Consider the following 21,959-nt stretch of genomic DNA (forward strand, 5'->3'; position numbering starts at 1 on the left):
CTTGTCCTCATCCAGGTCGTTCAGAAGCAATGGAGCATTGTGCGGAAGTACCAATGACGGGTTTGGGGGAAATGGTGTTGGTGGAATATGATTGTCTGGTTTAATGGATCTAGCTATCTCCTAAAATTGACGAGCGGTGGTACGATGTGTCTATATGTCTGTGTGTGTTATTTTGTATCAATTTGTGGCTGTTTACTCGAAAAAAGGCCTGACTGAAGTAAGGTGTTCTTCATTATATACGAAAGGCTGATAGTATGCGCTCTCTTATCCTGCCCGCTTCGTTGCATGGGACGCAAGAATTGTTTGCCTGGTTGGAATCTATGCGTGCGACTGGTCCAGTCACGTATGAGCCAACAACGAATAAGTGGCATATCTTTGGCTATCGGGATGCTGTGCAGGTGTTGGAGGATGCGGCCAGCTTTTCGTCAGACTTAGAACGTGGAGGACCGATTGGGGCGGTCCTGCTGGCTTCGACGATGATTGCGCAGGACCCTCCGGAGCATCAGCTATTGCGCTCGCTGGTAGCGCAGGTGTTTACTCAGCAGAGCGTGGAACTGCTGGCACCCCGGGTGCGTGCGATTACACAGGATCTGCTGGATAAAGTACGTCCGGCTGGCTATATGGACGCGATTCAAGATTTCGCCTATCCATTGGCGATGAAGGTTATCAGCGAGCTGCTGGGTATCCCAGTGGAGCAACGGCCAGCCTTTCGCCACTGGTCTGACAGCATGTTTTTTCGTCAGCATGAGCGTGACGAGAGTCAGAGCGAGCAAGATGAGCCCTACCAGCGGGCGGTAGCGGCCCGGCAGGCGATGCGTGAGAGCCTGCTGGTGTTGCTCCAGGAGCGCAGGCGGATGCCGCAGCATGATCTGATCAGCCAGTTATTGGTGGCCGAAGTTGCTGGAAAGCGTTTCAATGAAGAACAACTGGTGGGTTTCTGCTTCTTATTCTGGGCCGCCGGCTACGAGACGACCGTCAACCTGCTCGGTAACGCCATCCTCTGCCTGGATGAATATCCCAGGGATGCTGAGCGACTGCGGCGCGAGCCCGACCTGTGGTCCACGGCCATTGAAGAGATTCTTCGCTACAGTCCACCGCTGCTGGGCGTAACCCGGCGCACAACCGGAGAGGTCATGGTGGGTGGCAAGCAGATCCCGGCCGGCCAATCTATTCGCGTCTGGATCGCCTCGGCCAATCGGGATGCCGAGCTTTTCCCCTATCCCGACCACTTTAATATCCAGCGTACCCCTAATCCCCATCTTACCTTTGGACGAGGTATTCACAGCTGTCTGGGAGCACCATTGGCCCGCTTAGAGGCCAGTACCGCCCTTCCCATGTTGTGGCAACAGTTTCCTGCCCTGCACCGTGTGCGCAGAGAGCCGCTGCAATGGATAGAAGGCGGAGCCGTCTATGGTGTCAGGCACCTGCCGCTCGAATTTTGAAGCGAGCGGCCTATCATTCTGATCTAGCTATGCTTGGGGGTGGCCGACGCCGCGGGACGGGCTGCATCATAGATGCGGCTATAGCGCGAGGTTTTGCCGCGACCGATCAGTCCACCCAGGGCGCCAATCAGCAGGCCGAGCAAGAGTGAAAGGGTAAAGCTACCCAGGCCCGAGGCATTGACGGCTCCGAAGAGAAACTGTTCGGCGGTGGCAGGTACAGGCTGGTTGAGGCGTTTGGCGGCATCCTCTATCACAACCCGTTGTAGCTCTCGAAATGTATTGATATTGACCGTTGCCAGGGAATATGCTCCGATCAAGGAGACGAGAGCACTGATAATCGCGGTCCACAGGCCTGCAAAGGCCCCGGTGCCCACGCGACCAGTGCTCTGGCTTGCCCGCACACCGGCCAAAAAATAGAAAAAGAGTGCGAAAAGCACGCCGACCAGACTCAATGGTAAAGTCAAAGCTGGTTGATGAAGATTACTCACCAGCAGCCCCAGGACGATCTGGATAACGCCCAGCACAAGTCCAAATAAGAATCCGTGCCCCAGGGCCGGACTGCCTTTACTCTTGACAAGTGTACCTTCGACCATAATGGCTGCACCCCCTTCATGAGAATAATTGCTCAGTGACGTCTGGAGCTACCTGCATCAACCAACACGGTATAAGGGACATGCTGGTTTCACCATGCATGCATGCGATCTCTTTGTGGCCTCATGTCATAGGATAAGCTGAACGAGTATCTATGGGAAGAAATAGGGCAAATGACATGTATAAGAAAAGGGGCCATGGGCTATAGTTATACTTATTCCTCTGAAAATGATCTTACATTGTGCGCAATGTAAGATCATTTTCAGAGGAATAAGTCGGTAGATATATCTATCGCTGGTCTTCCCTGGAAGAAAGGGACTTCAACTCCCATGGCACAGATTAATGTAACAATGATTGTGCGCCAACGCGCGCGCCTGGTCCCGCTATTGGGAGCGCTTCTGATGCTGTTGATTGGATGCGGCTCTCCTGCCAATGTCGCTAGATCGCCTGGCAAAACAACAGTTGTACCGCCCCAGAAGACAGTAGTAGCTAACACCCAACTCGTTGTACAAGTATTCCAGCTGCCAACAACCATCAGATCGGTGGGGAAGATTATTGCTGGTCCAGATGGCAATCTCTGGTTTCCCGATACACCCCCAGCCATGGGCAAGACTATGCGCCTGGGCTATATTACTCCTGGTGGAATAATCACCGAACACCCCTTGCAGAGTAGTATCGTGATCCCGACAGGAATAGTGAGCGCTGCTGATGGCACGCTCTGGATTACTGGCAATGGGGCAAATGGCGATCATGGAGAACTGGTGCGGGTAACCCTGCCCGCAGCTTGATTTAGTACACGAGCGCCTGGATGGGTGCGCTTAGCTGATCTGGGCTAACTGACCATCCAGGCGTGTAGCGATCAGACGTTATTAGTGGAAGTGGGAAACCGATCGGTAGTACCTTTGAGTAGGGAGATGATTTCTGTGCTATGGGTTGTTATATTTTATGATCGGCTTGGGAAATGCAGGCCTCGCTTAAGGGATAGTGGGGGGGCACGGGATTTGCAAGTGAGGATTTCCGCATTGGCCGAGGCGAATATTGCACTTATTGTTTTACATTTGCATATTTGCTAAATTGACATGGAGAAGGAGCTCCCATTACAATCGATACCACGACAACCAACAATCGTAGGAGATGTGTTTGTGTAGAAGGGTAGTAGCCGCTTGAGGAGCACCGAGCAGATGGACGGAACAAGATTTAGACCACGGGGAATAAAAATTCATTGGCATACGTATACATTAGGGCATCAGCCAACATGGAAGCGTCCCATCATAGGTTATTTAGTAGGTTTTTTGCTGGCCATCTTAGGTCTGGTGACTGGATTGATGCACTGGCACCATGATATGCCTGCCTTCTTGCCAAGCACATTATTGAATCTCTACATTATATGTGTGGCCTTTACCTGGGGCTTTGGTCCGGCGATTTTTACCCTCTGTACGGGTCTGTTGGTGATCGATTTTCTCTATATTGAGCCATACGGTCTATTATTTCAGCATCAAAATATCTATAGTAGCATCTATCTACTCTTCTTCGCGCTGGCCGGTGTCATTATCGCGGCCATGGTGCATCAGCGTGAGGCAGCTCGGCTGCACGCTCAAACGATGGTCGAGGAGGCCACGGAGGCACAGCGGAAGCTGGAGGAGTTCATTGGCCTGGTAAGCCATGAACTGAAAACGCTCTGGCCGCGTCCCAGGGCAGCGTCCAGCTGGCGAAGCGCAAATTAAGGCGTTACGAACCCGATCCATCCAGATTTGAGCAGCAGGAGCGCAATAACCAGATTATCAGAGCGGTAGAGCAAGCGCTGACCAATGCACATAGCCAGACCGCCGTCCAGACCCGGCTGGTGAATGATCTGCTGGATGCCTCGCGTATCCATGGGCAGAAATTGCGCCTGCTACAGTCGCCGTGTGAGCTAAACCAGATTGTGCGCCAGGCGGTTGAGAACCAGCGCACCATCGCCACCAATCGCGTGATTGAGCTGGATGAGAATAAAGATGAGCGGCTGATCGTGTGTGCCGATGCGGATCGGATCGGGCAGGTCATTGCCAACTATCTCTCTAATGCATTAAAGTATTCACCCCTGACAGGCCTGTGTTTGTGCGCCTGGAGCAAGATGGCCAGAATGTCAAAGTCTCGGTGCGCGATGAAGGTCCGGGCCTGCCAGAAGCAGAGCAACAGAACATCTGGACACGCTTCTACCGCGTCTCTGGCATTCATAGCCAGCACAATTCGGGTGTCCCCCATGTCGGCCTCGGCGTTGGCCTGCATATCTGTAAGGGGATTATCCAGCAGCATCATGGCGAGGTCGGGGTTGACAGCAAGCCCGGTGAGGGCTCGACCTTCTGGTTTACCCTGCCACTACAAGAGTGCGTGCAGCCCATCTTCGAGACGGCCGTCCCACTTTAAAGACATCCCGGCATGCTGGCTGCGTATTCCTAATAGACTTTAAGACGAAGGGCGCGCCCCGGTTCCTTAACGTGAACCGGGGCGCGCCCTTCGTCTTAGCATCCCCATCGTTCTTAAGGGGCCAGGCGCGTACTTCTTTGGGGCGTAGTAGGGGCATCTTTTTCTTTTTGGATTTCGATGGCCCGATGTGCCAGGGCCATCAAAACAATATCCTGTTCTTCTAGCAGCCCCTTATGGTCGCGAATACTTTTTATCATTTCTGGCAGTATAAAGCGAATGGTGGGCGTGCGTGTAAATGGCAACCGTTTGGTCCACGAAAAATGGTCAAGTAACCTGACCAGATCAGGAATTTTGGCACCATTGCCAGGGTATAAATATCCAGTGGCAATGGTTCACCTTTGGCCAGCTCTTCGATTATTAACTCAACACTATCCATCCAGGTCTGGCATTCTGGTGCAAGTCTCCTCTGGATCTCTTCTCGGGCTTCTTTATTCAGAGCCCGGTGATATAATCCTTCAGCAATTGTCTGCCCTCTCTGAGGCTAATACCTTTGCTGGTAGCGATGCGCCGTCCAAACACCCGTTCTCCGAATGCGAAGATGCGCGATTCCTCGACCACTGCTGCGCGTACCAGGGTGATCTCGGTTGTGCTGCTCATGACGTTGATAAAAATACAGCCACTATTAGCCCTTGCATCGGGGTACAAGCAACGTGCCAGAGCATATAGCTCGGCCTCAATAGAGATCGGGGCAAGATCAAGTCCCTGGGCCACCGCTTCGATCGCGCCTAATTGTGCGAGAGGTGCAAACGTACTAAAGAGCGTCAATGAAAAGTGTCGACCGCGAAAACCAAGCGGGTTTGTCACCTGATTCCCATCAATACGTACCGAGGTAACGGTGGCATTGGTCACCCGGACATCGATATCACTACGACCTGTTTCAGTACTAATCTGCTCTTTGGCTGTTTTGAGTGAGCGCGCCTGCGCTGCCGTGATTAAGGATTCGACCTCTTCTTCGGTAATCTGTTTGGTGGGTTGCTGTCGTTGTTTACTGACGGTGATTGAGTTAAATTTGACCAATTCACTGTTGAGGCCCAGGATAGCTCTGGGAGCAATGATCTCGTCAGCTATTTCTTCTGCCTCAAGTAAAGCCTTATTGCAACTGCTGGTCGCTCCAGCTATGTCAATGATGATGTTATCGCTCAGTATATTCGAAGCCAGTTGTTGACGACCTATCCCTAAGATATTTGCCTGGTTTCCATTGATATCGATGATCATTGCTCGCACTGTATCATCTTCAATCTGCACTATTGAATAGAGCTCGGCTTTGCGTGGCAGATCAACTTCATCGACCTCATCGACTTCAACTTCTTTCTGATAGGTGGTGGTATCCGGTTCACGCTGGAGTAGCCTTGTAAAATCATTGTAGAGTTGTCCCAGCCTACCCATTGGTCGTTCAGGTACTTCTTCCTCCTCCACAGGGACTCTGCGTGGCGGGACACGATATGTGGTCGCCTGGTTCCGAGGGCCGGCCGGCCGGGGTTGAGGGAACGCCTGCTCCAGGGCATGGATAAAATCTGTGATGCTAGAAAATCTCGCCTTATAATTTTTATCTAAGGCCCGGAGCAGGACTTCTTCGACGGTGACGGGAACCTTTGGATTGCGTTGGCGTAGCGAGGGGACCGCCGCGTAACGATGGGCATCATAGAGCCTGGTAAAATCATCGCCCTCAAATGGGGCCGTCCACAGAGCCATTCGTAGATCATGATGGCCAGCGAATACTGGTCACTGGCTTTTTTGGGTTTTCCCATTAATTGTTCGGGGGCCGCGTAGATAGGTGTACCCGCGGGCTGTTGGGTGCTCTGGGTGAGTGTATGTTGCGCAATTCTGGCGATGCCAAAGTCACTGAGCAGCGGCGCGTTACGTTCATTCAGGAGGATGTTTTCTGGTTTCACATCGCGGTGGATGATATCCTGCTGGTGGGCATATTCCAGCGCCTGCCCGATATTGCGCGCATAGTTGAGGATGTCATTATTGGGAAGGACTGTGGTGCGAGGATATTTTTTGCGCAGATTGCCGTTGGGAGCATAGGTGAGGACCAGGAATGGCCGGGTGTCATCGAAATCTGCATCCAGGACACGCACAATGGAGGAATGTTGCAGGCGTCTGATGATATCTGCCTCATGTAAAAAGTTGTCTTTTACCTTTTGGTCGGTAATAAAGGCATGTAGAAGCTTGAGTGCCACCTGACGCCCACTCTGTATCTCTGTTGCCAGGTGAACCTCGGCTGAATTGCCATGCCCTAGCAGGCGGTGAATTTTGTAATTTTTGATCCGTTTCGCCATGCGTTGATCCTTCATCGTCTCAGGCTGCAATCATTGCTTTCTTTAAGGTACTGTCATATATGGGTTGGCTGCCAGGGCTTGACTCAGGATTCCTTGCACTTGAAGCACAAAATATCCTTCTTTATCAGGCTCTGTGCTATAGTTTCCCGCCCCGGCCAGGTAGAGATTATATTCTTTTTCGAGATCATAATACGCCTTGCCATGCTGAGCCCATTTTTCTTGATAATTAAAGGTTTTGAGTACCGTGGCCAGTGTGGCTACAGGGATCGCGCACACGATGGCCAGGACTTTGAGCCAGATCCAGGAAAAAAATGGTTGGAGTGCGACCAGGATAGCATTGGCGAGTGCCAGGATGAGCATAGCCCATTGCAGCCGGAGATAGATATGATGATTTCTGCGCGCCCGGAGTCGATGAAATGACAATCTAGGATAATAGATATCTTTCAGGAAGGCAGTAAATTTTTCTTGATCCATATGCCATTAATACATCTCGTTAAAGAAACGCTAAAAACACCTGTATAGTATGCGAAAAAATGAAATATGTCAATGTAATTATCTCCTTGCCTGTTCGCTTTTATTTTATGTATGGCGTGGGGCATTTTTGCAGCATAGAGACGAAGAGAGGAAAAACAAGCTGCAATGATCCCTATTCTGTATTCAGGCTTACAGGCAAGAGAGTCAATTATGTTGTACATTTATGATTGGGAAGAACGAAGCGGGTATGAGCTTGCTGTTCTAAAAAGCAACAAAAACCGTCATTCGTAGATGTTTGGGCCTTGTGCCTGATTTGTTGTTGACGTACAAAATGCCTGCTTCTGTAGATTAGTTTGTTCCGTGGCTTGAATCCATGGTGTGATTCAGGTGCAGGAGGTAGATATCCTATGTGTGGAATTACAGGTTGGATTGATTGGGAGGTTGATGTTACGCAGCAGAGTGCTGTCATTGAAGCGATGGCCGCAACGTTGCGCTATCGGGGCCCGGATGCCAATGGAGTCTGGCTCTCGCCGCGCGCGGCTTTTGCCCATCGGCGCTTGATGGTGATCGATCCCGCTGGTGGGGCGCAGCCGATGGTGTATGAGTCGGGGGCCCATACCTATGCGATTACTTATAATGGCGAAATCTATAATTTCCGCGAGCTACGCCGTGAATTGGAGTCGCGTGGCCATACATTTCGCACCCAATCGGATACCGAGGTAATCTTACATGGCTATGTGGAGTGGGGTGAGGAGTGTACTCGCCACTTGAATGGTATCTTTGCCTTTGGGCTATGGGATGACCAGCGTCAGCGCCTCTTGCTGGCCCGCGATCACCTGGGCGTCAAGCCCCTGTTTTATGCTCAGCGTGGTAGCGCGATCATCTTTGGGTCCGAGTTGAAGGCCTTGCTGGCCCATCCCCTGGTGAAGCCAGAGGTGGATCGCGACGGCATGGCCGATATCCTTGGCGTCCCGGTGGTGCACACGCCTGGCTTTGGCTACTACCACGATGTCCATGAAGTGCGGCCCGGCTATCAAATCGCGTTTGAGCGTGAGCGCACACGCGTCACCCAATACTGGTCCCTGCGCAGCGCACCGCATAGCGATGATCTGGAAACAACCACACAACATATTCAAGCCTTGCTTAAAGATACCGTAAAACGCCAATTAATCGCCGACGTTCCCGTCGTCTCTATGCTCTCGGGTGGACTGGATTCCAGCGGCCTGACGGCGCTGGCGGCCAGCGAATTTAGACGGGAGGGGAAGCAGCTCGATACCTATTCTATTGATTTTGCTGAAAGCGATGCGTACTTTACTGGTAATGATATGCGTCCCAGCCTGGATGCGCCGTGGGTGCAGCGCGTATCCGAGCACGCCATGACGCGCCACCATACGGTCACCGTCGATACACCTGAATTGCTCGAAAATCTATTGAAGCCGCTCTATGCCCACGATGTGCCCGCGCTGGGGCAGATCGAGACCTCGCTCTACCTGATTTTCAAGGCCATGAAAGAGCATGCGACCGTTGCCCTCTCGGGCGAATCGGCCGACGAAGTGTTTGGCGGCTATCCCTGGTACTTCTATGACGAGGTGCTCTCGGCCAAAACCTTCCCCTGGTTGATGATGATGGGACGCAACAGGGGCATGCGCTCACTACCACCACTGCTCTCCGCTGATCTAATGCAGCAGGTCAAGCCATACGAGTATCTCGCACGCCGCTATAGCGATGCCTTAACGGAGGTACCACGGTTAGAGGGTGAAGACGCCGAAGCGGCCAAACGGCGTGAGATCATGTATATGGGATTGACGCGCTGGCTGCCCATCTTGCTTGACCGCAAGGATCGCATGAGTATGGCCACCGGCTTTGAGGTGCGCGTCCCCTTCTGTGATTACCGCCTGGTAGAATATGTCTGGAATATTCCCTGGCAGATGAAGACCGTCGACAACATCGAAAAAGGCATCCTGCGCCGGGCCTTCCGGGACAGCTTGCCTGACGATGCCAGGATGAGGCGCAAGAGCGCTTATCCATCATCCCAGCATCCCAGCTACGTCAAGGGCGTTTGCGACTGGGTCCTCCAGATTCTCAACGACCCCAATGCTGCCGTGCGGCCATACATCAATGTCGAAGCCTATCGAGGCATCGCTACCAGGCAAGATCCCGCGCTGGCAGAGGACTTCGCGATCGGACCCCTGGAGCGCATCATTCAGCTCGAAGCCTGGCTTAAAGACTACCAGGTAAGCTTCATCTGAGTCCGTGTAAAGCTACATATCCAGGGGCAGGGTAAACCAGAAGGTCGAGCCCTCCCCTGGAGTGCTATCAACCCCCACATCGCCGCCATGGCGCTTAATCAACGTCTTGCAGATGTGCAGGCCCAATCCCAGGCCCGCCCCTGAACCACTGCGTACCTGAACATCTTTGGCCTGATAGAAGCGATCCCAGACATGATTCCGGGCCTCCGCATTCAGGCCTGGCCCGTGATCCTGGACCCAGACCCGTACTTTCTGTGGCTCCAGATCCATCCCCACGGTGACCTCTTCGTTGGTATCGGAGTACTTGAGCGCGTTGGTTACATAGTTAGAGATCACTTGCCCAATGCGATCCGGATCGGCCAGGACCAGCACGGCATCTTGATCAGGCAGTTGTAGATGAATGGTGCGTATCAGCGCCGTGGCGTGCACATCTTCCACGCTCTCGCTGACCAGCCGTTTCAGATCGCACAACTGTGGTGCCAGTTCCAGCTTATTAGAGGCGATCCGTGAGACATCCAACAGATCATTGATCAGGCGATTCTGCACCTCGATTTGATGCAGGGCCCGCCCGATGCGCTCCTCCGAGATCTTAATCGTTTTGCCCACATTGTCTGGAATCGTGTGGTTCGCGCGCGTGAGGGCTCGCAACTGGCGCTTGACGAGCTGGATATTACCCTTAATTGCGGTCAGCGGTGTACGCAACTCATGGCTCACCACCCCGATAAAGGCATCCTTCTGTTGCTCCAGTTCCTTCTGGGCTGTCAGATCCACCACATAGGAGATATACTCATCCTTGCTATCGTCCAGCATCGTGCCAGCGGCCAGGATTGTCACCTGCCTGCCATCGCGCGACTGATATTGTTTCTCAAACGGATTATAACTGCCCGTGCTCTTCAATTCCTCAATAGCCTGCAGGCTCCGATTGATGCCCTCGGGAGGTGTAAACGTTTTCCAGTTCAGGGTACCCGTCGCGACATCGGCTTGCGTATAGCCAATCAAAGACAAAAAGGCCTCATTGGCTTCCACGATGGTACCATCCACACGTACACGCACAATACCGATCAGGTTACTTTCAATCAAGCGGCGGAAATTCGTCTCGGTGGCCTGTAGTGCCTTCTCGATCTGTTTCTGTTCGGTAATGTTAATGCTATAGATCGAGATTCCCCCCTCGTTATCTGGATAAGCCCGGCTTTCATACCAGCGCTGGCTGGGTGGATAAAAAGCCTTAAACACGACCGGTTGTTGGGTCGCCAGAGCTTTGCGATAGTATGGAATGAAATCATGATAACTGGCTTCGGGATAGAGTTAAAAGAAGGAATGGCCAAGTACCTGTTCGCGTGGCTTACCGATCACGCGTTCTGCTGCGCTATTGATGTAGGTATAGGCCCATTGTTTGTCCAGATGCACAAAGGTATCGGGCAGCGTTTCTAGCAACTGGCTCACCTGCCTCATCGTCGCGTTAGTGCTCTCCTGAACCCGCTTCAGGTCCGTAATATCATAGACCACTCCAACCAGGCGGATGGGTTTTCCTTCTATATCGTAGAGGGCCCGACCATGGCTGGCGAGCCAATGCACACTCTGATCATCCGGCCAGATAGTGCGAAACTCCGTATTATATTCCAGATGGTGTTCCAGTATATGTGCAACCTCATTGTTCACGCGATCGCGGTCAGCGGGGTGGAGCAACTGCATCAAAAAAGGATAGCTTACCTTCGTCGAAATAGGCACCCCAAAAATGCTCTTGCACTGCGCAGACCAGACCAGTTGGTTGCGCACCAGGTCCCAATCCCAGAAGCCAATGTCACCATACTCCATGGCCAGCTGAAAGTGTTCAGTACCAAAGACCTTATGCTGCTGCTGTTTGGACATATCGAAACCACAGGCCAGCCACGCCTCGATGGAGCCATCGTCTGTAAACTGAGGAACAAGCTGGACACGCATCAAGCCATGGGCCGTCTGGGCCTGTTGCAGGCGACATTCTATCTCATCCCTTACCCCGTGGCGTAGCACAGCCTGCAGCCAGAGCTCAAACGGCTCACGGTCATCAGGATGAAGGGCGGTCAGCCAGCCATAATTAGCTGCCTCTGTGGCGGTCTGGCCGGTAAAAGTCGACCAGCGCTCGACAACTTGCATCCGCCCATCAGGAGTCAAGAGCCAGAGCACATCCCAGACCTCTTGAGCCAGGGACGCCAGGCGCGCACCCTGATCGCTAGTGGCCCCCGACCGCTGATGCTCAGAAGAGTCTGCTGTGTCAGCAGAAGAGTGGGTGGATTCATTCATATACAACTTCCATTATAAGACAGCATAAGCACCCGCCAGTGAAGCAAACATGTGGTAGCGAAACCTCTATGCTCGTCAAGCAAGGAAGAGACCTGCGACATTCTAGCTCAGCAACGGGTCACGACAAAAAATCGAAATGGATGAAAAAATGATTGCATTTATGCTACTTATACGCCAAGCTCAACGGCTTCGTTTCAACCCGGCGAAGTCCAATTCCAAAAGTCAGTCCCTGATTTTATGTAACCTGATTTTATATATAGTGTAATTGGTAGGATAGTTACCTTAAAAAAACACTATTACTTGTCACTATAAGTGTAGCATAGTTGTCAAGAATGCACATCGTTCATCTGGACGATGTATTCCAGCCCATATAATATTATACTTTCTCTATTAATAACTCCGGGACTTACGCCCAATGCTTTTCGATGAACGCTTCATAGAAATGAGCGCAACAAGAAACACGATCTGTCCGTGTGCACGGACAGATCGTGTTTCTTGTTGCGCTCAGCCCCCGCACCAGACCGGAGTCCGGTGGAGGGCTGAGCGCGTCTATAGCTGCCGGTGGTTATTTGACGGTTTCTTTGAGATCGTTGCGATAGTCTTTGAGCAGCTTACGTACTTTGGGGTCGATAATCAAGCGGCAGTAACCCTGGTTAGGATTGCGGTCATAGTAGTCGTCGTGATAGTCCTCGGCCGGGTAGAAGTTGGTAAACGGCAGAATCTCGGTCACGACCGGGTTTTTGTAGGTGCCTGAGGCATCCAATGCCTGCTTGGATGCTTCAGCCTGGCGCTTCTGCTCCTCAGTTTGATAGTAGATGCCTGAGCGATACTGGGTGCCGATATCGTTGCCCTGGCGATTCAGGGTCGTTGGATCGTGCATATGCCAGAAGATGTCCAGGATCTTATCAAAGGAGATGATGGCCGGATCATACGTGATCTGTACGGCCTCTGCCGCACCGGTACGCCCGGTACAGACCGCCTCATAGGAAGGATTGGCAACCTTAGAGGCCGCATAGCCCGACTGCACCGACTCAATCCCTCGCAACCGTTTAAAAACCGCCTCTGTACACCAGAAGCATCCATTCGCCAATGTCGCCGTTTCAAGCTGTGCCATCTATGTGCTCCATTTCTTATAGTTATTAGCATTGCTTAATGCTGACGTGTGAGCTTAGCTTATCACACTTATTGAAACACTCGGCATAGCTTGAATGTTCCACAATTATGGTTACCTTACTCATAAAACGCCCCGGCCCCATCATGACGACCCAACCTCCCAAACCCGAAACGATTCCCTGTAGGCGGCATAGGCATGCGGCTTGTTGACCACCTTGCCATGTAAACCCAGCAGCATGCCGGCCTTGTGCACAATACAACTCACTTAGCAACTAGACAAGCGACTGAGCGCAACAATAACAACGATCAGTACGTGCGGGGCTTGCCCCAATACCATGTAGTTAAGAAGAATTTGAGCTCAGAAGCATGGGATTGGAGCCTGCCCCCTTTTTCCCCTTCCCATACGAAAGAACAACAAGAAGAACGAATTGCATAGGTTCGGCCCTCAGCGGCCGATTGCCGCCCTCCGCAGAGCTGGCGGCCCAGTATCCCGCGATAGGGTGCCTCGTGGCATGATCCTTTCCTTCATGCGGTGCCCAAAAGGAGGGTCCGTGTTTGGGCACCGCGTGGCGCGAGGTCTCAGAGACAAGCAACCGCGTGGTGAGGAGACCGGACCACCCTACCGGGGTGGCAATCGGCCGCTGAGGGCCGAACCTATACCATTCGTTCTTATTGCTGCCTGGTTGCTCAATGAACGGTAGAGGGGCTTGTCCTCATCCAGGTCGTTCAGAAGCAGTGGAGCCCAGAAACAATGAGGTCCATCTGCCGCATGCTGTCGAGAGGCCACCTCTGGCCTGGAAAGCCAGGCCGATATCCGATGCCCCCCATGTTTGAGTTTTTCTTATCTAAACGGTATTGGGGCTTGCCCCGCTTTTAAACCCTTTGCTCGAAAAGTCACCATAAAAAGGATTCGCAGCTATTTAGATGAGAGCATGGCGTTATTTTTGTTGCTTTTCGAGAAATAACGGATTAAGCGGGGGCAAGCCCCGCACGTACAGATCGTGTTTCTTTGGGCTTTTTCCTCTTTTGTCGCGGATGTTCTTTGGCGAGGGGTAATACATACCTTGGTGTTAATGCATGCAGAATCGTCACCAGATTTATGGTTGGGTTTATATTTTAATGACTATTGGTTCCGAAGGGAATACAAAGCGTGTGCTTGCTGTTTTCATAATTAGAGTTCAGGAGTAAACCCTGAGCGTGCATTGATACGTGGAGTACATTGTCCCAGGCTTCTTCCCAGGACGACTGGGGAGAAGATACATACTATGGTTATTTGTAGATAGTATGGCGGAGCCAAAGGCGGACCAGGAGTGTAGGACATAGGCGATGCAAAGAATATTTGGCGCGTGGCATCAATACCATAGCTTGTACATGGCTATGATTGAAATTTTATCTTTGTGGCCAGCGCCCACAACATAGCGCAACACCATATGCGTTTTTGAAAGGATCTGTTCTATGTCTAATACAATCGATACACCTTTTCTGCGTAAACCCGCTACCGCCGAGCATCCTATCCACGAGCTGATCAGTGAGCGCTGGAGCCCACGGGCCTTTGCCAATCGTCCGGTGGAGGCTGAGAAATTGCATAGCCTGTTCGAGGCCGCACGCTGGGCCGCTTCGACCGCCAATTTCCAGCCCTGGAATTTTGTCTTTGCCACCAGGGAGCATCCTGAGGAGCATGCACGCATCGTTGAGACCCTGCTAGAGAATAATGCCAAATGGGCGCAGGAGGCTCCGGTGCTGGTAGTGGCCGTGGCTAAACTCTATGATTTCGCTGGCCGAGAGCACAATAGCCTTTATGATCTGGGCATGGCCGTCGGCAACCTGGTCACCCAGGCCGTCCACCTTGGACTGGTCACCCACCAGATGGGTGGCTTTGTAGTGGACAAGGCGCGCGAACTGCTGAACATTCCCGAGGGGTACGTACCGGTCGCTGTGATTGCTATCGGCTATCCAGGCTCGCCCGACACCTTACATCCTGTGCTGCGTGAGCGCGAGCTGGCACCACGTGCGCGCAAACCCCTCAACGAATTCGTCTTCGAGGGTAGCTGGCAGCAGGCCGCCCCTGACGCTAACGCCTGAGCCTTTGACCTCTCGGCTCGGGAACGGCACTCAGACACAATTTTTGCTGTGGTGTAAACAGTGCGCCAGCGCCACGGCCCCCTGAGCGACAGAAATTTCATATATGGCGCCAAAGTGCGCCCTGCGCACCGTTGGTGCGGGGGCGACACCATCTAAGAATGTATCAGTGCGCCAGCGCCACGGCCCCTGAGCGACAGAATCTTCTTATGTGGCACAAAAGTGCGCCCAGAGTGCCGTTGGCATGGGGCGATACCATCTAAGAATGTATCGGTCTGCCAGCGCCACGGCCCCTGAGCGACAGAATCTTCTTATGTGGCACAAAAGTGCGCCCTGCGCACTTTTGTGCCACATAAGAAAAAAATCGGGCGCGCCAGCGCACGTCCGCATGGGCGGAACACAATCGGGGGGGCCGACACAATCTAAAGGATTGGCCTGTTTAGCTTTCCTTAGCAAATTAATGAAGTAAATCTAATGGTATAATAGGAATAATATATGCTTATTCACTGAAATATAACCGGTTATTAACCGGGTGTGCCCTGTCATATACTTCTTCTCCATCAGCCATTGAGGCGGCCAGAAAGACCCTGTTCATGTCTGCGCAGGTGAGAATATAATACTATATATTTCCTGTCAGGACAGAAAAATGGCGAAATGAGTTATTTTAGCATGGCTCCTTCGTCTCGATTATTGATGAGATAAAGAAAAGTTGCGCACCTGTATATACCCGCAGGAAGGTTCCTCATTGTCTATCTATTCATCAAGGGATAGCATACTCATCAATAGGAACCTGGAGGAAACAAGAGGGTCTCGTCATCTATACATGGCGACGCATGCCCTCTTCGATGTGTGGTGAGAAGCAATATCTTCTTTCCCTGGTTGCGATACGTATAAAGGCTGGACATACCCGAACATTGATTGTACTATTGTGACAAGCAATATATACATCATGGCTGACGTTGTCCGACGTATGCAGCACAAATGTAAAGGACGATGCCAATGGGAGAAAAACTTGTTAGGTTAGAAGATGTCAATGCTGAACTTCTAGAGCTTGTTCACAAATCTGTGGAGATGGGTTTGGCGTCGATCGAAGGTAATGAGGACCTGATTCCTGTCCTGAACATCAAATCGACTATGATCGTTTTGCAGACTGATAGCCTGGATGAGGCGCGTGACGCTGTACAAAATGTATTGGACTCAAGTGCCGTTGAGCACGGAGTCTTGTTGTACAATTGTTATGCGACCCTTGAGGGCGGCCTGCAGGCGCGCGCCTTGCTGGCCGAGGCATATGAGCGTAATAAAGATCTCTGCCTGCGTTTTGCCCAATATTATCGTCCGTCCAGAAGAGCCAGTTTTCTTAATCGATCTCAACCACTGGAGCGCATTGGTGAATTGACATTTGTGCCTTTATGCGATAACGCAGAGAACGATTTTTGCGCATAAGGCTTGAACGGGCAGGGGGTCTGGTTAATGGTGGTTGTGTTTCATCCATGGGGATGTCAGGCAGCTCAACTATTTAGCACACCACCGGTTGAAATGTTTCTCTAATTCAAGGATCTCAAGCCAGCTAAGCAGCAACCTGCCAAAAGGATACTTGTGGCAGGTATTTTTGCTGCTGTGCGCGGCAAACGGCTACAGCTCGAAACGTAGCACGAAGCGGAGGCGCGCATCTTCTTCATACCACATTGGGAAATTGGTGCCCCAGACATTATTGAAGAGGTTGAGGTGGAATCCCTGCCCCATCTGTGGTTTTTGGTCGGCAAAATCCAGCAAGGAGGGCCGACCAGGAGCCACCAGGGCGGAGTCCAGCAGCTCCAGGTCGAAGCGCCCCTGCAAATCGCTGTAGCGCACGCCCATTTCATCTACCGCGTGGAGGGTACGATTACCCCTCGATATCACTTCGAATGGTGAGATCCAGCTACCCAGCTTATGCAATTGCCAGATGCCCTCGGTATAGACCTGTGGATGGAAAGAGTACCAGAGCGCCTCGGGTAAGCGATTGGCCTGTTTTTCAAACCACTGGAGCGTCATCTGCAGCGCTGGCTCGGCATCCGGCAGTCGCAGCTCTACCGTGACATAATGTGGTGCCCCATACTTTTGCCAGCTCTCATCCGGCATACTCAGCTCCAATAATATATGGCTGGCATTCGCGCTGCGCTGCTGATAGAGCCCCAGCAGCGTTGGCTGCCAGTGCCGATAGTGGTCAACCGCCTGCTCAATCCCTGGTTTGGTGAAGTCCTTGAACGACCACTCAAAGGTCGCTTCTTTATTGACCACATACTGCTCCCAGAAGCGCTCATATTCATGGTGGGAGAACAGCTCATATCCAAATGCCGCCAGTTCGTGGTCGTGTGAGGTCCAGATCCGTTCGTTTGAGCGCTGCTGCAGGTGGGAGATGGCCCCATGCTGATTAAAGCCCAGCACAAAATGGGGTGTTTCAAGCAGGGCAGTTGGATCTTCGATGCGCTGGTAATTGGTGAGGTCAGGGCGTACTGCCTGTAAGTCAGCCAGGGCCAGGCGCGCCTCTTCCCCCTCAGCAGATGAGCCCAGCGCCTGCACCGCAGCCTGGATATATCCCCGCTGCTCCTGCCAGGATGACTCAAAGAACTGGCAGCGCTCCTCTTGCCGCATCGCCTGCAATTGGGCCGGCGTATAGCGGGTATAATCATCCAGGTAGGTCTTCTCATCCAGACCCCAGGTATGCTCGGGAACCAGGAGTAGCGCACCGCTCATGCCTTGATAGCGCTCATCCGTTGTGCTCAGGCGCCCTTCAGAGATCCATTGGCGGCGCAGGCGGCTCAGGGTGCGGAATTGAGCCACCTTCAATGGATCGCTTCCCACACCATGAATCCAGGTATCACCCAGCTCCCCGCTCACCACTGGCAGCTGATCCTTAAAGGGCAGCAGTTCCTGGGTGAATGCATCCAGCGTCGACGCAAAGATCTCGGCATCTGGATGTTGGGCGCGTAGTTGCTCAAAAGCGGCCAGTACCTGCTCACTGGTCTGGGGTCCTATGTTGTCCTGGGTATGGGCAAACGCCAGCGCGAGCGGTAGATCTGGCACCTCCATGAGATCACCATAAGAGCCAGGCTGGTACAGCACCATTAAATCCTGTCCGCTACTGGTGCGCCAGGTGAAGAGGCAGGGTACATCGGGATTTGTCGATGCGGCGTTGACGCCAATGTGCAGAAACTGGATCTTCGCCTGGGCCAGTAGCGGAACGATCCCGCGTGTATGGCCAGGCACATCGGTCATCTTTGCCGCCAGGGTCGTCTTCCCAAAGCGCTGATCCAGGGCCTGGAAAAGGCTCAAGCCATATTCAAAGAGAGAACCATCCAGCAACTCGCTGTGCAGCGTAAAAGGCAGACCATGCCAGACCAGGTCCCCCTGCGCAATGGCCTGCTCGATCTGTACACGCTCAGATGCTGATGCCTGGGCCAGATATTCGGAAAGAATCCAGGAGCCGGTTGTCCAGATAAACCTTTCAGGGCCGCCGCGCTCGCGCAGCTGGCGAGCGGTCTCCATCGCCTGAGGAAAGAACGACGTAAAATAGCGCCGCTTGACATCTTCAGCCAGCTCGGTAAAGCCAACATCCAGGTGGGTTTTGAAAATCAGGTGAATACGTAGAGGATGAGCGGATGGCATACGTTGTTTCTCTTTTCTAGAGAGTTGAATGGGTGCACCAGATATAAAAGTGGTGCTCAGGCAAAAAAGAGATCCTACTGGCTGAATCTACAGCTATGCATAAAACTCTCTTTGTCATGCATTATAGATGATCAATATGGTTGCTGCCAATGGTTGAATCAACTAAGCGCAAGATCCGAGAAGTTTTTTTGCCTTTTTCATGCTATGCTAAACAGAATACAAAAGAAACGTATGTATTGATTTTATCAAGGCCGTCAAAAAAGCTCTTGCTTGGTAACGATAGCAACCACATTTTATACGAAGATTGTACGAAGGAGAGTTTTACATGGAACATGCAAAGCAGAAGATCACCACCTTTTTGATGTTTACTGGCAAAGCTGAAGAGGCTATGAATTATTATGTATCAGTATTTGAGCAGGCAGAAATACTGAACGTTCAGCGCTATGGAGCCAACGAATCTGGTACTGAGGGAACCGTAGCGCACGCTACCTTTTCACTCTATGGGCAGGTCTTTATGTGTATGGACAGCAATGTGGAGCATGGCTTTACCTTTACGCCCTCCATCTCATTATTTGTTGGCTGTAATACTGAAGCGGAGATTGATCAGCTCTTTGAGAAGTTATCTCAAGACGGCCAGGTATTGATGCCGCTATCGCGCTACCCATTTAGCGAAAAGTTCGGCTGGGTAGCCGATAAATACGGCGTCTCATGGCAATTGAACCTGGAATGACCATCTGTACTTGCAGGGCTTGCCTCCAATACTTTTCATTTTCTCGCATGAAAAAGCAACAATAATAAAGATCTGTACGTGCGGGGCTTGTCCCCGCTTGATCCTTTCTCGCATGAAAAAGCAGCAATAATAAAGATCTGTACGTGCGGGGCTTGCCCCCCGCTTTTATTCTTATCCGCATGAAAAAGCAACAATATCAATGATATGCATCGCATCAGCTATCAGCATAGCGCTTTTATTGGCGCGTTTTTGCTTGGGAAGGTTAAAAAGCGGGGGCAAGCCCCGCACGTACATTTTGCTGATATAGTTGCTTTAAGAGCTGGAAGGGATAAAGCGGGGAGATGTCCCCGCACGAACATTTAAGGCATCATTTATGGGAGGCGGCCAGGCGGACCAGTTGTTGGATGGTGAAATGGATGTCGTCGGGGGCGGGCAGTTCCATGACTCCGGCTAGCTCGACCCATTGTCCCTCGAATTCCGCGCCATCCTGACGTTCACCTTCGATATGACAGAGGTAGATGAAGTCATGGTGGTAGTGGGTGTCGATGTCCTCTAGCAAGACCTGGTAGGGAACAGGCAGCAGCTCGGCCTCGCCTAGCTTTGTGCCTACGCCATCTGGCTGCTGGATAAAGCGTACGCGATAGCCGGTCTCCTCAAAGACCTCGCGCGCCACTGCCTCATGGGGGTACTCGCCCTCATCGATATGACCACCGGGCGGGAACCAGCGACCATCGGCCTTGAGTATCATCAGGACATTCTTATAGTCTTCGCTCAGCACATAGGCTGTGGCCGTATAATCAAAGCTATGGCGTAGGCGGCCCGTGCTCTGGGCATTGAGGACACGGCGGCGGCTCTGTTCGGCCAGGATAATGCCCTGCACTTGCACGAAGAGATTAGCGCTCTCCAGAACATAATCCACATAATTACCGATGGCTACCTCCTCCTCGCCGTCTACCAGCGCGAGCAGTCGCACATTATCAGGATAATTCTTGCGCCAGCGTGCCCCATCGCGTGGGCTACAGAGCGCCAGCATATCCTGTCCGGCCAGCATGGCTTGCTCGGTGGTGGTCGGATCAAGCGAGGCCGGAGCCAGGGTCGGTAGCGCCTTCAGCCAGCGTGGGAGCAGTTCCTGCATGGTTGGGGTCGCGGGAGCTAAGAGAAATAGGAGGCCACGCCTCTTTCCTTCAATCATAGAGAAAATCCTTTATCATACTGCCAGATCTATTCAGTTATAGAGTGCTTGTCTCGCTGGCTGTTATTGTGTTGGATTGCTGCCAGCGAATCGACTCAACCAGGACTATCATATCAAAGCTGGCAATTGATAACAGTAATTGTCGGCCCAATGGCAAATATTCAAACGCACTGATTTTCTCACAAAACTTTTCGTAATCTTATTTTGAGACGATCAGACAACAACCCAGGATGATCAGACATAGATTGCTTCTATACGCAAGGGTATACTCCCTATAGAAAATATGTTCACCTTATGAGTAACATTGCTCTGAGGAAATCAGGTAAAAAGGAAACAACGATGAATACCCTTGAACAGCAACATTACACCACTTCTTTTGTCGTAGACCAATCTCCCGCAGAAGTCTTTGCAGCTGTGAACAATGTTCGTGGCTGGTGGGCAGGAGAAATAAATGGAAGTACCGATACACTTGGCGCGGAGTTTACATACCGCTACAAAGATTTACACTACAGCACGCAGAAGATCATTGAATTGGTGCCAGAGAAAAAGGTTGTCTGGCGCGTCCTGGACAGCCAGCTTACCTTCGTGGAAGATAAAGACGAGTGGACAGACACGACTATCGTCTTTGAGATTACCCGGAAGGACGACAAAACCGAACTTCTCTTTACGCATGTTGGCCTGGTTCCTACCTTCGCGTGTTACAGTAATTGTTCAGGCGGCTGGGACTCTTTAATCCCCGAGAGCTTGCACGACCTCATTACCACAGGCAAAGGGTACCCCGCAGAGGGAAAAGGGTTAGATTAAGACTGATTGAGGGTCGTAGCCTGCTAAAAAGCTCAGCCTGTAACGTCTTTTCAAAGAGGGGAACTATAAAAGAAGCTCTTTGTGTTGGTTTACAGGCTGGGCACTGAAAGGATGCATTATGATGTATCGAAGGCGTTATCGTGGCAGGCAGAATCCGTTGCTGGCGGGCCTGATCCTCTTTTTTATTGGCTTTATTTTTGTTATTGTAGCGGCTGTTTTTTTGTTCATCAATCAAGCATTTTTAGCGGGCGCCGTTTCGACGACCGGACGTATTGTAGCATGTACCTATAGCGTGGATAGTGGACCTGCCGCTATCTCCTTGGCCAATAGCACTTGCCAACCTACCGTCACTTTCACCACCCAATCAGGTCAGGAAATTACTTTTACTTCCTCTTTCTCGTCCAGCTCATATAATAAAGGGGATAATGTCCAGGTCAGCTATCATCCCAATCATCCAGCCGATGCGCGTATCTCGGATTTTATTGCCTTATGGTTGTTTCCGCTGATCTTTGGTGGGGTGGGTGCGCTCCTCTGGCTTATTGGAGCCTGCCTGATTGGGATACCTTTGCTGTTCCGACTGACGCTGGTACAAGCGGCCAATGGTAGATAAGG

The 21,959-nt window shown here is 51.8% G+C and carries 21 protein-coding genes; 11 read left to right on the forward strand and 10 right to left on the reverse strand.

Annotation, left to right across the window (positions count from 1 at the left end; translation table 11 throughout):
• The first annotated feature begins 254 nt into the window (after positions 1-254).
• The gene (locus tag EL645_RS25505; protein ID WP_126553453.1) at positions 255-1,442 is read left to right on the forward strand and encodes a cytochrome P450; all 1,188 of its coding nucleotides are present in this window, start codon (positions 255-257) and stop codon (positions 1,440-1,442) included.
• A 23-nt stretch (positions 1,443-1,465) separates the two neighbouring features.
• Here EL645_RS25505 and EL645_RS25510 read toward each other — a convergent pair whose 3' ends face one another.
• Entirely contained in the window at positions 1,466-2,035 is a 570-nt protein-coding gene (locus EL645_RS25510) for a hypothetical protein (protein ID WP_126553455.1), read from the reverse strand.
• Positions 2,036-2,362: 327 nt separating this feature from the next.
• Between EL645_RS25510 and EL645_RS25515 the strand changes: the two genes are divergently transcribed.
• Together EL645_RS25515 and EL645_RS25520 are read left to right on the forward strand one after the other, a co-directional pair.
• A complete protein-coding gene (locus EL645_RS25515; protein WP_126553457.1) occupies positions 2,363-2,821 on the forward strand; it encodes an NHL repeat-containing protein in 459 nt (152 codons plus the stop codon).
• A gap of 393 nt (positions 2,822-3,214) precedes the next feature.
• Positions 3,215-3,757 carry a DUF4118 domain-containing protein gene (locus EL645_RS25520; RefSeq protein WP_126553459.1) on the forward strand — a complete coding sequence of 181 codons (543 nt, stop codon included), beginning with the start codon at positions 3,215-3,217 and terminating at the stop codon, positions 3,755-3,757.
• Here the strand turns inward: EL645_RS25520 and EL645_RS39590 are convergent.
• Positions 3,754-3,909 carry a hypothetical protein gene (locus EL645_RS39590; protein ID WP_161977684.1) on the reverse strand — a complete coding sequence of 52 codons (156 nt, stop codon included), beginning with the start codon at positions 3,907-3,909 and terminating at the stop codon, positions 3,754-3,756. The two genes, EL645_RS25520 and EL645_RS39590, sit on opposite strands and share 4 nt — an antisense overlap.
• Positions 3,910-4,097: 188 nt before the next feature.
• On the opposite strand from EL645_RS39590, the gene EL645_RS25525 reads away from it, so the two are divergent.
• On the forward strand, positions 4,098-4,439 hold the full coding sequence (locus EL645_RS25525; RefSeq protein ID WP_126553461.1) for a sensor histidine kinase: 342 nt from the start codon (positions 4,098-4,100) through the stop codon (positions 4,437-4,439).
• Between the two features lie 113 nt (positions 4,440-4,552).
• Here EL645_RS25525 and EL645_RS38920 read toward each other — a convergent pair whose 3' ends face one another.
• From EL645_RS38920 to EL645_RS25545, 3 genes are all read right to left on the reverse strand, one after another.
• A complete protein-coding gene (locus tag EL645_RS38920; protein WP_136625293.1) occupies positions 4,553-4,741 on the reverse strand; it encodes a hypothetical protein in 189 nt (62 codons plus the stop codon).
• A 1,308-nt stretch (positions 4,742-6,049) separates the two neighbouring features.
• Positions 6,050-6,781, reverse strand: a complete 732-nt coding sequence (locus EL645_RS25540; RefSeq protein WP_161977686.1) for a serine/threonine-protein kinase — start codon at positions 6,779-6,781, stop codon at positions 6,050-6,052.
• 42 nt (positions 6,782-6,823) lie between these two features.
• Positions 6,824-7,255, reverse strand: a complete 432-nt coding sequence (locus EL645_RS25545) for a DUF4231 domain-containing protein (RefSeq protein ID WP_126553469.1) — start codon at positions 7,253-7,255, stop codon at positions 6,824-6,826.
• Between the two features lie 407 nt (positions 7,256-7,662).
• On the opposite strand from EL645_RS25545, the gene asnB reads away from it, so the two are divergent.
• Entirely contained in the window at positions 7,663-9,504 is a 1,842-nt protein-coding gene (asnB, locus tag EL645_RS25550; RefSeq protein WP_126553471.1) for an asparagine synthase (glutamine-hydrolyzing), read from the forward strand.
• 12 nt (positions 9,505-9,516) lie between these two features.
• Here the strand turns inward: asnB and EL645_RS25555 are convergent, their stop codons facing one another.
• From EL645_RS25555 to msrA, 3 genes are all read right to left on the reverse strand, one after another.
• Positions 9,517-10,737, reverse strand: a complete 1,221-nt coding sequence (locus EL645_RS25555; protein ID WP_126553473.1) for a sensor histidine kinase — start codon at positions 10,735-10,737, stop codon at positions 9,517-9,519.
• Positions 10,738-10,809: 72 nt separating this feature from the next.
• Positions 10,810-11,784 (reverse strand): PAS domain-containing protein, encoded by a 975-nt coding sequence (locus EL645_RS25560; RefSeq protein ID WP_126553475.1) that lies wholly within the window; start codon positions 11,782-11,784, stop codon positions 10,810-10,812.
• Positions 11,785-12,349: 565 nt separating this feature from the next.
• Positions 12,350-12,898, reverse strand: a complete 549-nt coding sequence (gene msrA, locus EL645_RS25565; protein WP_126553477.1) for a peptide-methionine (S)-S-oxide reductase MsrA — start codon at positions 12,896-12,898, stop codon at positions 12,350-12,352.
• A 550-nt stretch (positions 12,899-13,448) separates the two neighbouring features.
• Here msrA and EL645_RS39595 point away from each other — a divergent pair.
• The 3 genes from EL645_RS39595 to EL645_RS25575 all read left to right on the forward strand — a co-directional run bounded on the left by EL645_RS39595 (position 13,449) and on the right by EL645_RS25575 (position 16,419).
• Positions 13,449-13,598: a hypothetical protein gene (locus EL645_RS39595; protein WP_161977687.1), complete on the forward strand. Its 150-nt coding sequence runs from the start codon at positions 13,449-13,451 to the stop codon at positions 13,596-13,598.
• A gap of 754 nt (positions 13,599-14,352) precedes the next feature.
• Positions 14,353-14,979, forward strand: a complete 627-nt coding sequence (locus EL645_RS25570; protein ID WP_218032011.1) for a nitroreductase family protein — start codon at positions 14,353-14,355, stop codon at positions 14,977-14,979.
• A 1,074-nt stretch (positions 14,980-16,053) separates the two neighbouring features.
• The gene (locus EL645_RS25575) at positions 16,054-16,419 is read left to right on the forward strand and encodes a hypothetical protein (RefSeq protein WP_126553479.1); all 366 of its coding nucleotides are present in this window, start codon (positions 16,054-16,056) and stop codon (positions 16,417-16,419) included.
• 189 nt (positions 16,420-16,608) lie between these two features.
• Here the strand turns inward: EL645_RS25575 and EL645_RS25580 are convergent, their stop codons facing one another.
• On the reverse strand, positions 16,609-18,621 hold the full coding sequence (locus tag EL645_RS25580; protein WP_126553481.1) for a DUF5054 domain-containing protein: 2,013 nt from the start codon (positions 18,619-18,621) through the stop codon (positions 16,609-16,611).
• A gap of 325 nt (positions 18,622-18,946) precedes the next feature.
• Between EL645_RS25580 and EL645_RS25585 the strand changes: the two genes are divergently transcribed.
• A complete protein-coding gene (locus EL645_RS25585; protein WP_126553483.1) occupies positions 18,947-19,351 on the forward strand; it encodes a VOC family protein in 405 nt (134 codons plus the stop codon).
• Between the two features lie 367 nt (positions 19,352-19,718).
• Here the strand turns inward: EL645_RS25585 and EL645_RS25590 are convergent, their stop codons facing one another.
• The gene (locus EL645_RS25590) at positions 19,719-20,543 is read right to left on the reverse strand and encodes an NUDIX hydrolase (RefSeq protein WP_126553485.1); all 825 of its coding nucleotides are present in this window, start codon (positions 20,541-20,543) and stop codon (positions 19,719-19,721) included.
• A 339-nt stretch (positions 20,544-20,882) separates the two neighbouring features.
• On the opposite strand from EL645_RS25590, the gene EL645_RS25595 reads away from it, so the two are divergent.
• Positions 20,883-21,347, forward strand: a complete 465-nt coding sequence (locus EL645_RS25595; protein ID WP_126553487.1) for an SRPBCC family protein — start codon at positions 20,883-20,885, stop codon at positions 21,345-21,347.
• A 118-nt stretch (positions 21,348-21,465) separates the two neighbouring features.
• The gene (locus EL645_RS25600) at positions 21,466-21,957 is read left to right on the forward strand and encodes a DUF3592 domain-containing protein (RefSeq protein WP_126553489.1); all 492 of its coding nucleotides are present in this window, start codon (positions 21,466-21,468) and stop codon (positions 21,955-21,957) included.
• The last annotated feature ends 2 nt before the right edge of the window (positions 21,958-21,959 follow it).

The sequence above is a fragment of the Dictyobacter kobayashii genome, from assembly GCF_003967555.1.
GTDB classification, from domain to species: Bacteria; Chloroflexota; Ktedonobacteria; order Ktedonobacterales; family Ktedonobacteraceae; genus Dictyobacter; species Dictyobacter kobayashii.

Coding starts and splice junctions, on each gene's coding strand:
- EL645_RS25590 (WP_126553485.1), bottom strand. CDS start 20,543: ATGATTGAAGGAAAGAGGCGTGGCCTCCTATTTCTCTTAGCTCCCGCG.
- EL645_RS25585 (WP_126553483.1), top strand. CDS start 18,947: ATGGAACATGCAAAGCAGAAGATCACCACCTTTTTGATGTTTACTGGC.
- EL645_RS25595 (WP_126553487.1), top strand. CDS start 20,883: ATGAATACCCTTGAACAGCAACATTACACCACTTCTTTTGTCGTAGAC.
- EL645_RS39590 (WP_161977684.1), bottom strand. CDS start 3,909: ATGGATACGCGAGGCATCCAGCAGATCATTCACCAGCCGGGTCTGGAC.
- EL645_RS25505 (WP_126553453.1), top strand. CDS start 255: ATGCGCTCTCTTATCCTGCCCGCTTCGTTGCATGGGACGCAAGAATTG.
- msrA (WP_126553477.1), bottom strand. CDS start 12,898: ATGGCACAGCTTGAAACGGCGACATTGGCGAATGGATGCTTCTGGTGT.
- EL645_RS25600 (WP_126553489.1), top strand. CDS start 21,466: ATGATGTATCGAAGGCGTTATCGTGGCAGGCAGAATCCGTTGCTGGCG.
- EL645_RS25515 (WP_126553457.1), top strand. CDS start 2,363: ATGGCACAGATTAATGTAACAATGATTGTGCGCCAACGCGCGCGCCTG.
- EL645_RS25545 (WP_126553469.1), bottom strand. CDS start 7,255: ATGGATCAAGAAAAATTTACTGCCTTCCTGAAAGATATCTATTATCCT.
- EL645_RS25560 (WP_126553475.1), bottom strand. CDS start 11,784: ATGAATGAATCCACCCACTCTTCTGCTGACACAGCAGACTCTTCTGAG.
- EL645_RS25510 (WP_126553455.1), bottom strand. CDS start 2,035: ATGGTCGAAGGTACACTTGTCAAGAGTAAAGGCAGTCCGGCCCTGGGG.
- EL645_RS25580 (WP_126553481.1), bottom strand. CDS start 18,621: ATGCCATCCGCTCATCCTCTACGTATTCACCTGATTTTCAAAACCCAC.
- EL645_RS25520 (WP_126553459.1), top strand. CDS start 3,215: ATGGACGGAACAAGATTTAGACCACGGGGAATAAAAATTCATTGGCAT.
- EL645_RS25540 (WP_161977686.1), bottom strand. CDS start 6,781: ATGGCGAAACGGATCAAAAATTACAAAATTCACCGCCTGCTAGGGCAT.
- EL645_RS25570 (WP_218032011.1), top strand. CDS start 14,353: ATGTCTAATACAATCGATACACCTTTTCTGCGTAAACCCGCTACCGCC.
- asnB (WP_126553471.1), top strand. CDS start 7,663: ATGTGTGGAATTACAGGTTGGATTGATTGGGAGGTTGATGTTACGCAG.